Here is a 14484-nt window from a genome sequence, read left to right on the forward strand (position 1 = left end):
CCTCCAGCTTCGGCGCACCCGACTGCCAACCATCGGCCTCCGGGTCCTGATCCTCAACAACCGGCTCGTAAACCGGATCCAGCTGCTCACCGATCTCCGCGAACTCGGGGAGCGCGGGCTTCGCGGCGATGCTCACCGAGCCATTCGCCGCGGGCGCCTCGCCGCCGTCGAGGACGACGGGCAGCTCCACGCCGCCGTCGGGGAGCTCCGCGTCCTCGCCGGCGGTGACGGTGACGACGCCGGTCTCCGGGTCGATCGTGGCAGTAATGCCCTCGGGGTTGTCAGCGCCGCCCTTGAAGGTCGCGACCGTCGGGTCGTCCTCGGAGACCTCGAAGCCCTCGGGGAGCTCGTCGCCGAAGCGGAAGGTCTGATCCTCGCGCGGCTCGGCGGGCTTGCCGCTGAGCGCCTCGAGAGTCGGCTCGACCTTCGCCTCGCGCTCCTTGTCCTCGGGGCCGAAGCTCACCTCGTCGTAGGAGATGGACACCGGGTCGGCGACGACGAACGAGTCGGCGGCGACGATGTTGCCGGCGGCGTCGCGCAGCTGGGCGGTGTAGACGTCGCCGTCCTTGGCGTCCTCGGGCACGGGGAACGACGCGCACTCGCCGAGGTCCTCGGGCGTGACGTCCTCGCAGGTCTGCAGCTCGTCGCCGTTGGGGCCGACCCACACGATGGTGCTCTGCAGCGGGGTGGGCTGGCCGGAGAGCTCGAGCTTCGCGGTGTCGCCCGGGCGGGCCGGGTTGTCCTCGGTGTCGTGGTTGACGATGTCGAGCACCGACTCGTTAAAGGGCACGACCGCGAAGTTGACGTTGTGCCAGCGCTGGAACGGCTTACCGGCCAGCCCGGCGTTGTTCTTGGCGGGGTCGACGGCGGGCGACCACTGAAGGTTGCGCCGCGCGTTCTGGAAGACCGGCTGGGTGAACGTGCTGTAGGCGGGCACGACCTCGCCGGCGGGGTTCTCCACCCACAGGTAGAGGTAGTCCTGGTTGTAGTCGCGGTCGTCCGGGAAGCGCAGCGTGTACCGGCCGTCCTCGGCGACCGGCGCCACGACGGTGGCGGAGATGTATTCGGGGTGCTCCTCGAGGAGCTCCTTCGTCGCGGCGGCCTGCTCCTCGGGCGGGAGGCTCTCGACGGCCTCCTTGTACGCTTCAACACCCTCGTCGGTGAGGGTGCTGCCCCACACGTGGAAGCCGGTGGCCGGGGTGTCGCCGGAGTAGGTCGCGCCGCTGAAGAGCTGGCGCTCGTTGCCGTGCTCGTGCCACACGCGGCCGGAGACCGAGTACAGGGCGTTGTCGTCGTAGTGCGTGGCGGGGTTGCCGAGCGGGCCCTCATCGTCGCGGATGGGCTCCTCGTGGCGCACGTAGTCGCCGGGGCGCTAGTAGAGCCACACGCCGGTGCGCTGCAGGTTCGAACCGGTCAGCGCGAACTCGCCGAGGCCCTCGCCGGAGCCCGAGGCGAAGGTGTAGGGCAGGTAGCCGCCCGCGGCGCGCAGCTGGACGAGCTCGTTGCCCGTGGCCGGGTTGACGGTGGGCTCGACCCAGATCCGGTAGCGCTGGTTGGAGTGCGCCAGGAAGCGGTGCTCGTTGCCGTCGGCGTCCGTCCAGACGGGCAGCTTGAACGCGTAGGTGCCAGGACCGCCGGAGCCGGCGGCGCCCGGCAGGTCGTGGGTCTCCGCGGAGTACACCGGGGAGACCGCGCCGTCCTTGTCGATCCACTGCGCGTAGACCGTCGTGCCCTCCGGGACCGGCTCAAAGGAGTCGTAGGTCGGGGTGAGCTGCCCGCCGCCCTTAGGCGTGACGATCTGGGCGCGCCCCGAGATCACCCGCGCGCCCTGCTCCTCGGCGGCGTTGGAGAGCTGCGTGGCGTTGGTGATCGCGCCGCTGGCAATGGCGTCGGCGTCGATGATCTCGCGGCCCTGCGGGGCCGCGTTCTCCGACTGGCCGGCCTCCTGGGCGACGGCGCTGGGGACGAGGGGGCTGTTAGGCAGGACCACCGCGCCGCTGGCGGCCACGGCGATCGCCACGCTGCCGCCGAGCAGCGCCCGGCGCCAGGCCGGGTTAGACCCGGAAATACGAGAAGACATAGACAGATAGCCTCACTAACTACGTGGAACAGTGCGTGCCCGAGGACCCCGGCGCGGGCGGCAGGCCTCGGCAGCCTGCGTCCCCGACGCGTGCAACGACGCGGACACTGCAGCATAAGATAGCTTTAAGCGCTGGCCACAACAACGCCATACGGCACTCACAGTTAACTGCCAGATCAGCGCGCTTTCCTTGGCAGTGCTTATATATTTGTTTGCATAGAAACTATTCGCGGCGTACGCGAGCCCGTCACCCCGCATCAGGGGATAAATGCACAGCGACGCGGCGCCCGAAGGAACCGGTGTCCTCGAGGCGCCGCGTCGTGTCTTAGTTGCCCAGGCTCGCGCCCGGGCCGCGGCTGAGGGGCTAGCGCTCTCCGCCGCTGTTCCCGTCGTCGCGGTCGGAAGCCTTTCCGGACTCCGCCTTCGGCGACTCGGTGTCCTTACCGCCCTGCTCGACGGGGCCGGTCGCCCCAAACGAGAAGCCGCGGGCCGGCTCCTCGGGCGACGGCGTAGCGGCCTCGTCGTCGCGCCCGGTCCACTCGCGGTCGACCTGCTCTGCGCCGGGGCCCGCAAGCGGCGTGTCGCCCACCGGCGGGGTCTGGGTGCGCTGGGAGTTGGCGATGAGGTCGCGGGCCTCCTCGGCGTTCGCCGGGGCGCAGAGCACGTCGTAGCGCCCGGCGACGATCGTCGTCGCCGAGGTGAAGTCGCGCTTGCCCTGGCTCATGCCGTAGGGGATCGCGGAGAAGATGAGCCCGAAGATCACGCCGATAACAACGCCGACGACGAGCGGGCCGAGGATGAAGCCGGGGCTAAACAGGGAAAGCAGAAGCCCGACGAAGAGGCCGAAGATCCCGCCGGAGAGCGCCCCGCCGCCGAGGACCTTCGGCCAGGTGAGCCGGCCGGTGACGTTCTCGACCTGGAGGAGGTCGACGCCGACGATGGTGAGCTGTTCGACGGGGAAGCCCCGGTCGGAGAGCATGTCGACGGCCTGCTGGGCCTCGGCGTAGGTGTGGAAGCTGCCGACCGGCCAGCCGCTGGGGCGCTGCCGTTCCGCGGCGGCCTGCTGGGCCGCGACCGCGTCGCGGCCGCCCTGGGGTCCGTAATTAGGGTTCGCCATAGCGCTTGGTGCCACAACTCCTCTCGTCATCGCCGCCCTCCCCCTCCCCCATCGGTGTGGTGGCGAGGGGGTGGGCGGCGCGGCGCGTCGCCGCGCCGTCCACTAGGTCTTTCTTATTTCTTCTCTCGCCACGATACCGGCGCCCGCCCCGCCCCGTCGACGGGCGAGCGCCGCGAGCCGAAAACCCTATCGCCCCGTCTCACCGGGCGTCGGCTCGGGCCTGACGGTTGTCGTGGCCCCAGGAAACTTAAGGAATGTACTCGGGCCGCGGGCCGTACTAGGTTGAGTGCCATATGGCTAGCATCGACGAGTCGACCGTCAGGGAGGCGCTCTCCCGTGTCAACGACCCCGAGCTCGGCAGGCCGGTCACCGAGCTGGGGATGATCCCCGAGGTCCGCGTCTCGGGCGCGGACGTGACCGTGAAGCTCCTGCTCACCATCGCGGGCTGCCCGATGAAGGACACACTCAATACCAACGTGCGCGCCGCGGTCGAGGACCTCGAGGGCGTCGGCGAGGTCACCATCGAGACCGGGGTGATGAGCGACGAGCAGCGCCGCGAGCTGCGCACCAAGCTGCGCGGCCCCGAGCCGGAGATCCCCTTCGCCAAGCCAGACTCCACCACCCGGGTCTTCGCGGTGGCCTCCGGGAAGGGCGGGGTCGGCAAGTCCTCGGTGACGGCGAACCTCGCGCTCTCGCTCGCTTCCCGCGGCCTCGAGGTGGGCATTCTCGACGCCGATATCTACGGCCACTCCATCCCGGGACTGCTCGGCTCGGACCAGCCGCCGACGGTGATGGAGGAGGACATGATCCTCCCGCCGATCGCCCACGGCGTGCATTTCATCTCGGTGGGGCAGTTCGTCGAGGGCAACGCGCCGATCGTGTGGCGCGGCCCGATGCTCCACCGCGCGATCCAGCAGTTCCTCACCGACGTGTTCTGGGGCAGCCTGGACGTGCTGCTGCTCGACCTACCGCCGGGCACGGGCGACGTGGCGATCTCGGTGGCGCAGCTCATCCCGAATGCCGAGCTCGTCATCGTCACCACCCCGCAGAGCGCCGCCGCGGAGGTCGCCGAGCGGGCCGGCTCGCTCGCGCAGCAGACCCGCCAGCGCATCGCCGGCGTCGTGGAGAACATGTCCGCGATGCGCCTGCCGGACGGCACGACGCTCGACGTGTTCGGCTCCGGCGGCGGGGAGACCGTCGCCGAGCGCCTCGGGGTGCTCACCGGCGGGGACGTGCCGCTGCTCGGCCGGGTCCCGCTCGACCCGGCGCTGCGCATCCACGGCGACACCGGCACCCCGGTCGTCGCCTCCGAGCCGGACTCCCCGGCAGCCCAGGAGCTGCGCGCGATCGCCGACAAGCTCGCGGTGCGCCGCGACTCGCTCGCCGGCCGTCCGCTCGGCGTCACGCCCAACTAGCAGACAGCGAATAAACTCTCCCCGGCCCACCGGCCGGGGAGTTCGTCTTATCCGCTCCGCCGGCACGCCCGGGCGGCGCTTCCCGGGGCGCGGCTACCAGATGGCGTCCCAGTCGACGCCGCCCCCGCCGAGCGCCAGCCGGGCGCGGCCCTGCTGGGCGCCCCGAGCCTGAGCGGCGGGCGCCTCGCCCGCGGCGGAATTCTCGCGCCCGGGGCGGGCGGCGACCCCGGCATCGGAGTCCGCGCGCCGCGCCTCGGCGGCGCGGGGGCCGGCGCCCTTCATCGGGCTGGGCGTGCGCTCCTCGCTCCCGGAGCGGCGCGCCTGGCGGTTCTTCGCGCGGTAGGCCTCGCCGGCGGTGTCGCCGGCCATGATGCGCCGGGGATCGAAGTCGTCGAGGGCGGACTCATCGCCCTCGAAGAGGGCCTGGGTGAGCGCCGCGCGCGGGCCCATGCGCTGCCAGCGCGCCACCTCGGCGATGGGCTTGCGCAGCTCGTCGAATTCCTCGCCGAGGGAGCCGTCGAGCTCCGCGCGGGCGTTGCGGATCGCGCCGCGGGCCGCGTGCACCGCGGCCTGGATGTTCTTTACGAGCTCGGGCAGGCGCTCGGGCCCGATGACGATCGCCGCGATGACGACGCACACGAGGATCTCGCCCCACCCGATATTGCTGAACACGGGGCCTAGCCTATCGCTCGCGCCCTCGTAGCGCCGCATCCCCGCCGGCCCTTTCTGGGGCGGCCGGCAGACCCGGGCTGGGCCTAGTGGCGCATCATCCGCACGAGCGTCTCAATAAGGTCGGTGAGCGAGTTCGACCGGGCGGTCGGCGTGGCCTCGGCGCCCGGGCCCGGGCCCGGCGGCTGCGAGCCCATCTTCTTCAGCCTGGCGACGAGCTCGCTGGGGGCGCGCACGTCGTCGTTGCAGGAGTGGACGATATCGGCCGCACCCCACTGGGAGGACACCTCGCGGCGGCACTCCTCGCAGCGGGCGAGGTGATAGGCGGCCCGGCGCATCGCCCTGGGGCTGAGCTCGTGGTCGACAAACGCCGCGACCGCCTCGAGGCTTAGGTGCTCCACCGAGGCGAAGGTTTCGGCCTGCCTGTCCGACGCCCGGTCCGGCATCTCACACCGCCTCCCTCGCTCGCGCCGCGGGCGGGGCCGCGGCGCCTGTGGTCTCTTTCGCCTGTCGCCCTGTCAACGGGCGAGGGCCGCGCGCGGTTCCACGGGGCGGGAGGCAGACCGGCCGGGCGCGGGGTTTAGCGCTGGGAGACGGGCAGCAGCGCGTGGGCGTCGGCGCTGTTTTCGGCTGCGGCGTTGACCGCGGCGCGCAGCTGGCTGCGGGCCCGGTGGATGCGGGAGCGCACCGTGCCCATCTTCACCCCGAGGGTGTCGGCGATGTCCTCGTAGCTCATGCCCACGACGTCGCAGAGCACGAGCACGACGCGGAACTCGGCGCTCATCTCGTCGAGCGCCTCCTGGAGCACGGGGTGGAGGTTGTTGGCCTGGAAGGCCTGCTCGGGCGTGGGCTCGCTGCCCGGCACCCGGTCGTAGTCCTCGGGCAGGGCCTCCATCCGGATGGTCTGGCGGTGGCGCACCATGTCCAAAAACAGGTTGGTGGTGATGCGGTGCAGCCAGCCGCGGAAGCTGCCCGGCTTGTAGGTCTTCAGCGAGCGGAAGACGCGCATGAACGTCTCCTGGGTGAGGTCCTCGGCGTCGTGCTTGTTGCCCGAGAGCCGAAACGCGAGCCGGTAGACCCCGTCGGCGTGCTCCGCGACGAGGCTCTCCCAGTCGGGCATCTCGCCGCGGCCGGCGTCGAAGTCGTCCGTGCCGCCGGCGCCCGCGGCGTCCTCCCCCGCCTCGGGGGCGGGGCTGGCCTCGCGCTCGTTGGAACTCATACGCCACTATCGTGCCAGGCCGCGCTTCCCGGTTCCACCCGGTGACCAGTTATTATTCTGTGAGTCCGCTGAGACTTTCGCCGCCGCGCCTCGGCCGCGGCGCGCCCCGAAACTTCTATGCTGGGGCCCGTGACTGACAAAGCTAGTGATTCGTTGGCGGACTTCGTCGCGGCGCGCCCCGCCGCGGTCGGCGACGAGGAGGCCCTAGGCCTCGCGCGCCAAGAGGCCGAGGAGCTGGGCCTCGCGCTGCCCGACGAGCAGACCGGCCGGCTGCTCGCGACGCTCGCGGCGGCGGGCAGCCACCCCGACTCCTCCGGCGCGATCGCCGTGACCCCAGCCGCCGGCGTGGTGAGCCTCTACCTGCTGCGCGGGCTCGCCGAGGGGCTGACGGTCACCGGCATCGACCCCGAGGCCGAGCACAAGCGCCAGGCCGCGCTCGCGCTCAAGCGCGCGGGCTACCGCCCCGGCGCGGGCCGCTTCCTCACCTCCCAGCCGCTCGACGTGCTCGGCCGGATGGCCGAGGGCTCCTACCAGCTCGTCTACCTCGACGTCGATCCCAGAGACGCCTCCGCGCTGCTCGCCGCGGCGTGGCCGCTGCTCTCCCCCGGCGGCTCGCTCGTCGTCGCCGACCTCCTGCTCGACGGCACCGTCGCGCAAGCCTCCCGCACCGACCGGGTCACGGCCGCGGCGCGCGCCGCGATCGAGGAGGCCGAGGAGCTCGGCCGCGCCACCGGCGACGGCCCCGCTCCCGCGGTCGTCACCCACCTGCCCCTCGGCGCGGGCATGACGGTGGTGACCAGGCGCTAGCCGAAGGATAGCCGCGCTGAGCTGCGGCTTCTGCGAGCAGTCGCCGCTTGGGGCAACAATGGCGGGGCACGCCCGGCCGGCGCCTACCGGCCCGCGGCCCGGGCGACTCAAGCCCCAAGCACCCGACGATTGGTTTTCGACACAACAGGACCGGAGGAGAGAGACACCCCCATGGACGAGCCCCAGCCGACGACCCGGTTCCGCCCCGAGCTCCACATGATCCCGGAGCGGGGCGTGCTCAACGCCCCGGCCACGGTCGTCGTCGACGGGGCCACGTGGCACCTCTTCCACCAGTACCAGCCGGAGCTCGGCGCGCCGTCCCGGTGGGGCCACCAGGCCTCCGAGCAGAACCCCTTCGACTGGGAGGAGCTCGACGACGTGCTCGCCCCCGAGGACGGGGAGGACTCCCTGCGCGCCGGCGCGGGCGTCGTTGACGGCTCGGGCGTGAACCTCTACTTCACCTCCGTGCGGGGCGGCTCGCGGGAGGTGCACCTCGCCCGGATCGACGACCTCGCCGAGACGACCCTCGACCTCCAGTCCGAGGAGCTCGCCCTCGACCCCGGGGTGCTCCGCGAGGGCCCGGTCGTGACCGACGCCGCCGGCGAGGCCGAGAGCCTGCGCAACTTCCGCTCCCCCTGCGTCGTGCCGGCCTGGCGCGACGAGGACGAGCGTGCCGCCGGCCACGACGGCTGGCTCATGCTCGCCGTCGCGGACAACACCTCCGGGCCCAGGCTCGTCATCCTCGAGAGCCCCGACGGGCGCGACTTCACGCTGACCGGGGTGTTGTCCTTCACCGGCAAGGACAGCGGGCTGGAGAACGAGCACGCGGTCGTGAGCCCCAGGCTCGTTAGGCTCCGCGACGAGGTCGACGGCGGGATCCGCGACATCCTCTTGGTCAACCTCGAGCGCGACGGGGTGGACGTCTCCGGCTACCTGGTCGGCACGCTCAGCGGCGCGGAGTTCACCGTCGAGCAGCCCTTCCGCCGCATCGACCACGGCCACGACTTCACCCGGCCGCGCAACACGCACATCGCCGGGCGCGAGTTCAACGGCGGCAGCGTCTACGACACCGCCATCATCGTCGGGCTCATGGGCGGCGTGGGAAGGCTCGACGACCCGTCCAAGCACCCCTCCCTGAAGGCCGAGGGCTGGGCCAACGCCATCTCCATGCCCAGGCTCTTAAGCCTCCAGGGCGGGCTGGTCTACCAGACCCCCGTGCCGGGCATCTTGAGCGCCGTGAGCGACTCCAACCGGGCGCGCTCGTGGACCGGGCTCGCGGAGATCCCCGCCGACGGCGAGTCCTCGCTGACCCTCGACATCCTCGACAGCGAGGGCGAGGTCGCAGCCCGGGTCACCCACCGCGGCGACCGCCTCGAGCTGGACCGCTCGATGAACCCCTACCACGAGGGCTCCGAGCCCGCGGCCGCGAGCCTCGAGGAGGCCGACAGCGACTCGCTCACCGTCATCGTCGACGGCAAGACCGTCGAGATCTTCGCCGACTCCGGCCAGGTGACGATGGCCAGCCGCGTCTACATCGAGGGCGGCTGCTCCGGGCTGCGCCCCGCCACGACCGGCAACGCCGAGGTCGCCAACGAGATCACCCGCGCCGGCAGCGAAGCATAAGAAAAACCCCGGGGAGGCGCCTGCACGCCGATCCCCGGGGGGTCAAGAGGGCGCCCGCCGCGGGCGCCCTTTTTTCAGGGCCTCGTCCGGCTAGTAGGACCCGAACTCGCTGCCCGCGATGCCGGTGAACAACCCGGTGATAACGCTCGCTCCGGTGATGAGCAGCAACAGCCCGATAACCAGCGGGATCGCGCCCATGACGATGCCGAGGATCGCGAGGTCGCGGCGCTGGTAGGGCCCGTCGATGTGCGCGGCGCGGCGCAGCCCGAGGATGCCCAAAACGAGCGCGGCGAGCGCCACGCCCAGCGACGGCAGGATGCCGATCAGCGTGAGCTGCAGGATCGGCCCGGCGATGCCCAGCACCGCCGAGGCGAGCGCCACGCCGTTCTTGTGCGGCCCGGCGAGCACGACCGGGAGGAAGGGCTGCGCCTGGCCGCCGTTCGCGGCGCTCAGCTCGTGGCCGAGCGGGATCCCGCCGCCGGTGGGCTCCTGCGGGGCCGCCGCGTAGGCCGCCTGCTCCTGGCCCCCGCCCTGCGCGGGCTGCTGCGGAGCGGGCTGCTGCTGCCCCGCCTGCGCGGACTGCTGGGACGCGGCGGACTGCTGCCCGCCCGGCTGCTGGGAGTGGCGCGCACCCCCGGAGCGGCGCGAGGACTCGCCCTCTGGGCGCTGCCCGCCCGCGGGGGCCTGCTGCGCGCGCTGCTCCTGGGCGCCGGCGCCCTGGTTGGCCGCCGGGCGGTTGCTCAGCCAGAAGTTCTCGCCGCCGGGGCTCTTCTCGTCTGCCATCCTCGGTCTCCTCCTCGGTGTCTTCATCCCCGGCCGCGGGCCGGCTCGTCTCTCATTTCCCGGCGCCCGTGTCCGGCGCCACTGCAGGCGAGCATAGCCGGGCCGCCTAGCGCGGCGGCGCCGACCGCCCCGGCGCGGCACGAAGCCCGGGGCGGCCCGGCGCCCGGGGCCGAGCGTTAGGAGGCGGGGGCGAGCCGCGTGATCGTCGCGCGAGCGGTGACGCGCATCTGCTCGGGCAGCGTCTGGATCCGCTCGTTAAGCACCCCGGGCTCGAGGTGGCGCGCCGAGGGGCTCATGCCGACCTGCGCGGCGATGGACTCCTGGTCGAGGTCCATCTCGAACTCGACGAGCTCGGGCTCGCCGATGGGGCTGAGCAGCCCCTCGGCCTGCGCGATGAGGCGCTCGACCTTGCCCTTCTCGACGTCGATGATGCCCAGCGGGTCACGCAGCTCCTTCAGGTGCCCGGGGTCCGCGGTGAGGACCACGACCTCCCCGCCGGGCTTGAGGACGCGGGCGAACTCCGCGGCGTTGCGCGGCGCGAAGATCACGGTGATCGCGTCGATGGAGTGGTCCTTGAGCGGCAGGCGCTGCCACGCGTCGGCGACGACCGCGCCGACCCTGGGGTGGCACTTGGCGAGGTGCTTCGCCGCGGGCACCGACACATCCAGCCCCACGCCGCGCGCGCCCTCGATGGAGTCGAGGGTGTGGGCGAGGTAGTAGCCGGTGCCAGCTCCCACCTCGCAGACGACGGGCCGCTCGCCGGCCTCGGGGTTCTGGTCGATGCCGTCGGCGACGGCGCCGCTCACGGCCTCGACGAAGGGCGCGAAGTGCCCGCCGGAGAGGAACGCCTCGCGGGCGAGGAGCATCTCCATGTCGTCGCCCTGGAACTTGCGGCCCCCGCCCCCGACGAGGTTGACGTAGCCCTGCCGGGCGACGTCGAAGCTGTGGCCGGTCTCGGAGACGATGCGGGAGAAGTTGTCCTCCCCGCGCAGGGCGGACCCGTCCGCGGGGTCCGCGAGCACGTCAATGACGTCGGAGAGCATTGATCGAAAGCCCCTTACTCACCTTGAGGAACGACGAAGCCAGTCGCCTGTCACGAAGCCTTAAGGATAGCTCGACTACGAGCCAGGATATGTGACACCCCTCCCGGGCCGCGGTGGGATGCGGCACAACGCCGTCGCTCTGGGTGCGGCCGGGCGGGAGGGGTGGGTTGGCGGCGGCGGGGCCTTAGGGCTCCTCGCGGAGCCTCGTGGCGCGGTTCACGGCGGTGCTATGGGCCTTGAGGATGTAGTCCATCGCCTCGTCGACGGAGTCGGTGACGAGGAAGAGGTCGGGGTCGGTCTCGTCGATCATGTTCTCCTTGACGAGCCGCTCGCGGATCCAGTCGACGAGACCGCCCCAGTACTCCTTGTCGAGGAGCACCATGGGGTAGTCGGTGACCTTGCCGGTCTGGACCATGCAGAGCACCTCGAAGAGCTCGTCTAAGGTCCCGAAGCCCCCGGGCAGGCAGATGAAGCCCTGGGTGTACTTGAGGAACATGACCTTGCGGACGAAGAAGTAGCGGAAGTTGAGCCCCAGGCCGACGTAGGGGTTGAGCTCGTCCTCGTGGGGCAGCTCGATGCCGAGCCCCACGGACTTCCCGCCGGCCTCGTAGGCGCCGCGGTTCGCGGCCTCCATGAGGCCTGGGCCGCCGCCGGTGACGACGGCGTACTTCTCCTCGGCGAGGCGCCTCCCGGCGGCGCGGCCGAGCTCGTAGTACTCGTGGCCCTCCTTGACCCGCGCGGAGCCTAAGATGCTCACCGCGCGCGGCAGGTCGGCGAGCGCGTCGAAGCCCGAGACGAACTCCGACTGGATGCGCAGGATGCGCCACGGGTCGGCGTGCATCCAGTCGTGGTCGGCGGGCAGCTCCAGGAGCCGCTGGTCGTAGGTGGACTCCTTGGTGCCCTCGCTGTCGAGGAGCACGGGGCCGCGCAGCGTGCGCCTGGCGCGGTGGCGGCGCGGGTCGTCGGATCGATGAGGGGTGGTCGTCATGGGCTCGACGCTACCGGCAGCGGCGCCGCCTGTCGCCTAGGAGGTCAGGTAGGTCGACAGCGTCTCCGACAGGCCGGTGATCTCGGATGTGGGGCACTGCTCGTCGCGCTTGTGGGCGAACCCCGGGTCGCCGCAGCCGAGGTTGACCGCCGGGATGCCGAGCTCCCCGAAGCGGGAGACGTCCGTCCAGCCGTACTTCGCGCGGAACTCCCCGCCCACCGCGTGAAGCAGCGAGGCGGCGGCCGGCTCGTCGAGGCCGGGCGCCGCGGCCCCGGAGAAGTCCTCGACGCGGACGCTCAGGCCCTCGCCGGTGGCCTCCCCGCCGGGCTCGTAGCCCGGGTGCGGCACCCCGAGAACCTCGACGAGGTGGTCCATCGCGTCGTTCGCCTCCCGGTCGGGGGCGTAGCGGAAGTTGACGAGCAGGCTCGCCTCGTCGGGGATGACGTTGGTGGCCACCCCACCCTCGATGCCGACGACGTTGAGGCCCTCCCGGTAGGTGCAGCCGCCGACCTCGACGGCCTCGCGGGGCTCGTAGTCGGCGGTTTTCGCGAGCACCGGCGCGAGGCGGTGGATGGCGTTGTCGCCGAGCCACGCGCGCGCCGAGTGGGCGCGGGTGCCCGCCGCGTCGATCTTTAGCCGGATGGAGCCCTGGCAGCCGGCCTCGACGATGCCCTCGGAGGGCTCGCCGAGCAGGGCGATGTCGCCCGCGAGCCACTCGGGGTGGGCCTCGGCGACGTGGCGCAGCCCGTTGTGGCGCGCGTCGACCTCCTCGGCCTCGTAGGCCACGAGCGTGAGGTCCCGCTTGAGGTCCTCGGAGTCGTGGAGGGCCGCGAACGCGTGCAGGTAGACCGCCAGGCCGGTCTTCATGTCGACCGCCCCGCAGCCGAAAATCGCCTCCCGGCCGGCGTCGTCGGTGATCGCGCGATGGGGAACGTTGTCGGCGATGGGCACGGTGTCGACGTGCCCGGCGAGCACGACGCGCTCCGAAAGGCCCCGGTCGGTGCGCGCGACGACGGTGTTGCCGAGCCGGCGCACCCACAGGTCCCCGCCGAGTCCGCGGAGCGCCTGCTCGATGGCGTCGGCGATCGGCCCCTCGTGGCGGGAGGGGCTGGGGATGTCGATGAGCCGCCGGGCGAGCTCCACGGGATCGGCCCGCAGGTCGAGCGGCGCGGCGTCGGTCGGAATCTGGCGCTCGGAAGTCACCCGCCCCACCCTATTCGACCCGCCTCACCCCGCGGGCGCCCGCGCAGGCCAGGGGGCTAAACTTTCTGGCCATGAACGCAACCACGACCGCCGGCACGGTCAGCCCCGCCGAGGGCAAGGGCTTAAAAACCCGCCACCTCACGATGATGGGGCTGGGCTCCGCGATCGGCGCCGGCCTCTTCCTCGGCACCGGGGTGGGGATCAGCGCGGCCGGGCCCGCGATCCTCATCGCCTACGTCATCGCGGGCGCGCTCGTCGTGCTGGTGATGCAGATGCTCGGCGAGATGGCCGCCGCCAGGCCCTCCTCGGGCTCGTTCGCCACCTACGCCCGGCAGGCCTTCGGCCACTGGGGCGGGTTCTACCTCGGCTGGCTCTACTGGTTCATGCTCATCGGCGTCATGGGCTCGGAGATGACCGGCGCCGCGGCGATCATGGGCGCGTGGTTCGACGTCGAGCCGTGGATCCCCGCGCTCATCGCCGTGGTGTTCTTCGCGGTCGTCAACTTCGCGGCCGTGCGGGGCTTCGGCGAGTTCGAGTACTGGTTCGCGATCATCAAGGTCGCGGTCATCTGCGTGTTCCTCGTCATCGGCGTGGCCCTCATCTTCGGCTGGTTGCCGGGCCACAGCTTCGTCGGCACGGAGAACTTCCTCGGCGACGGGTTCATGCCCAACGGGCTGCCCGGCCTCGCCGCGGGGCTGCTCGCCGTGGCGTTCGCGTTCGGCGGCATCGAGATCGTCACCATCGCCGCCGCCGAGTCCACCGAGCCGGGCAACTCCATCAAGCGGGCGGTGCGCGCCGTGATCTGGCGCATCGGCGTGTTCTACGTCGGCTCCGTCCTCGTCATTAGCTTCCTTTTGCCCTACGAGCAGATCGGCGACGCCGACACCGCCGCCGAGTCGCCGTTCACCATGGTGCTTGGGCTCGCCGACATCCCCGGCGCCGTCGTCATCATGGAGGCCGTCATCGTCGTGGCGCTGCTCTCCGCGTTAAACGCGCAGATCTACGCCTCCTCGCGGGTGTGCTACAACCTCGCCGTCGACCGCGACGCGCCCGGCGTCTTCCGTCGCACCAACGACGCGGGGGTGCCCATCCCCGCGGTGGTGCTCTCCATGGTCTTCGCGTTCGGCTCCGTGGCGCTGCAGTGGTGGAACCCCACCGGGCTGCTCGACTTCCTCCTTAGCGCCGTGGGCGGCTGCCTCGTCGTCGTGTGGGTCATGATCGTTTTGAGCTACCTCAAGCTCCACCCCGAGCTCGAGCGCAACGGCGAGATCGCCCAGGTGCGGATGTGGGGCTACCCGTGGCTCGCGTGGACCACGCTCATCGCGCTCGCCGCGCTCATCCTGCTCATGCTCTTCGACGCGGACGCGCGCTTCCAGCTCGTCTCCGTCGCCGGCGTGAGCGTCGTGCTGCTCGTCGCCTCGGCGATCACCCACTACGCACAGCGCAACTCGCCCGCGCCGGTCTCCCCCTCCCGCCGCGGCAGGCAGTAGGGCCTTAGCGAGTCACGGCCCCGCCCGCCCCGCGGAGCGGGCGGGCG

Annotated in this window: 11 protein-coding genes and 3 pseudogenes; 4 read left to right on the forward strand and 10 right to left on the reverse strand. The window is 71.8% G+C overall.

What is annotated here, in order from left to right:
* The 3 genes and pseudogenes from HMPREF9719_RS04795 to HMPREF9719_RS09810 all read right to left on the reverse strand — a co-directional run.
* Positions 1-1357: pseudogene (locus HMPREF9719_RS04795) on the reverse strand (hypothetical protein); the annotation flags it as partial.
* A gap of 15 nt (positions 1358-1372) precedes the next feature.
* Positions 1373-2080: a hypothetical protein gene (locus HMPREF9719_RS04800; protein WP_004600850.1), complete on the reverse strand. Its 708-nt coding sequence runs from the start codon at positions 2078-2080 to the stop codon at positions 1373-1375.
* 616 nt (positions 2081-2696) lie between these two features.
* Positions 2697-3197 (reverse strand): annotated as a pseudogene (locus HMPREF9719_RS09810) (general stress protein); the annotation flags it as partial.
* A 293-nt stretch (positions 3198-3490) separates the two neighbouring features.
* On the opposite strand from HMPREF9719_RS09810, the gene HMPREF9719_RS04810 reads away from it, so the two are divergent.
* Positions 3491-4612: an Mrp/NBP35 family ATP-binding protein gene (locus HMPREF9719_RS04810; protein WP_004600852.1), complete on the forward strand. Its 1122-nt coding sequence runs from the start codon at positions 3491-3493 to the stop codon at positions 4610-4612.
* 252 nt (positions 4613-4864) lie between these two features.
* On the opposite strand, the pseudogene tatB reads toward HMPREF9719_RS04810, so the two are convergent.
* From tatB to sigE, 3 genes and pseudogenes are all read right to left on the reverse strand, one after another.
* Positions 4865-5284, reverse strand: a pseudogene (gene tatB, locus HMPREF9719_RS04815) (Sec-independent protein translocase protein TatB); the annotation flags it as partial.
* Between the two features lie 83 nt (positions 5285-5367).
* Positions 5368-5727: a zf-HC2 domain-containing protein gene (locus tag HMPREF9719_RS04820; RefSeq protein ID WP_004600854.1), complete on the reverse strand. Its 360-nt coding sequence runs from the start codon at positions 5725-5727 to the stop codon at positions 5368-5370.
* A gap of 134 nt (positions 5728-5861) precedes the next feature.
* Positions 5862-6500: an RNA polymerase sigma factor SigE gene (gene sigE, locus HMPREF9719_RS04825; RefSeq protein WP_004600855.1), complete on the reverse strand. Its 639-nt coding sequence runs from the start codon at positions 6498-6500 to the stop codon at positions 5862-5864.
* A 117-nt stretch (positions 6501-6617) separates the two neighbouring features.
* Between sigE and HMPREF9719_RS04830 the strand changes: the two genes are divergently transcribed.
* Both HMPREF9719_RS04830 and HMPREF9719_RS04835 read left to right on the forward strand, forming a co-directional pair.
* Positions 6618-7307: an O-methyltransferase gene (locus tag HMPREF9719_RS04830; RefSeq protein ID WP_004600856.1), complete on the forward strand. Its 690-nt coding sequence runs from the start codon at positions 6618-6620 to the stop codon at positions 7305-7307.
* Positions 7308-7478: 171 nt separating this feature from the next.
* Positions 7479-8930 (forward strand): glycoside hydrolase family 32 protein, encoded by a 1452-nt coding sequence (locus HMPREF9719_RS04835; protein WP_004600857.1) that lies wholly within the window; start codon positions 7479-7481, stop codon positions 8928-8930.
* 90 nt (positions 8931-9020) lie between these two features.
* Here HMPREF9719_RS04835 and HMPREF9719_RS04840 read toward each other — a convergent pair whose 3' ends face one another.
* The 4 genes from HMPREF9719_RS04840 to dapE form a co-directional block, all read right to left on the reverse strand.
* A complete protein-coding gene (locus HMPREF9719_RS04840; RefSeq protein WP_004600858.1) occupies positions 9021-9713 on the reverse strand; it encodes a hypothetical protein in 693 nt (230 codons plus the stop codon).
* Between the two features lie 176 nt (positions 9714-9889).
* Positions 9890-10756: a methyltransferase domain-containing protein gene (locus HMPREF9719_RS04845; RefSeq protein WP_004600859.1), complete on the reverse strand. Its 867-nt coding sequence runs from the start codon at positions 10754-10756 to the stop codon at positions 9890-9892.
* A 184-nt stretch (positions 10757-10940) separates the two neighbouring features.
* A complete protein-coding gene (locus HMPREF9719_RS04850; protein WP_004600860.1) occupies positions 10941-11744 on the reverse strand; it encodes an LOG family protein in 804 nt (267 codons plus the stop codon).
* 36 nt (positions 11745-11780) lie between these two features.
* Positions 11781-12956: a succinyl-diaminopimelate desuccinylase gene (gene dapE, locus HMPREF9719_RS04855; RefSeq protein ID WP_004600861.1), complete on the reverse strand. Its 1176-nt coding sequence runs from the start codon at positions 12954-12956 to the stop codon at positions 11781-11783.
* Positions 12957-13018: 62 nt separating this feature from the next.
* On the opposite strand from dapE, the gene HMPREF9719_RS04860 reads away from it, so the two are divergent.
* Positions 13019-14437 carry an amino acid permease gene (locus HMPREF9719_RS04860; RefSeq protein ID WP_004600862.1) on the forward strand — a complete coding sequence of 473 codons (1419 nt, stop codon included), beginning with the start codon at positions 13019-13021 and terminating at the stop codon, positions 14435-14437.
* Positions 14438-14484: the final 47 nt, after the last annotated feature.

Source organism: Corynebacterium otitidis ATCC 51513, assembly GCF_000296405.1.
GTDB classification, from domain to species: domain Bacteria; phylum Actinomycetota; class Actinomycetes; order Mycobacteriales; family Mycobacteriaceae; genus Corynebacterium; species Corynebacterium otitidis.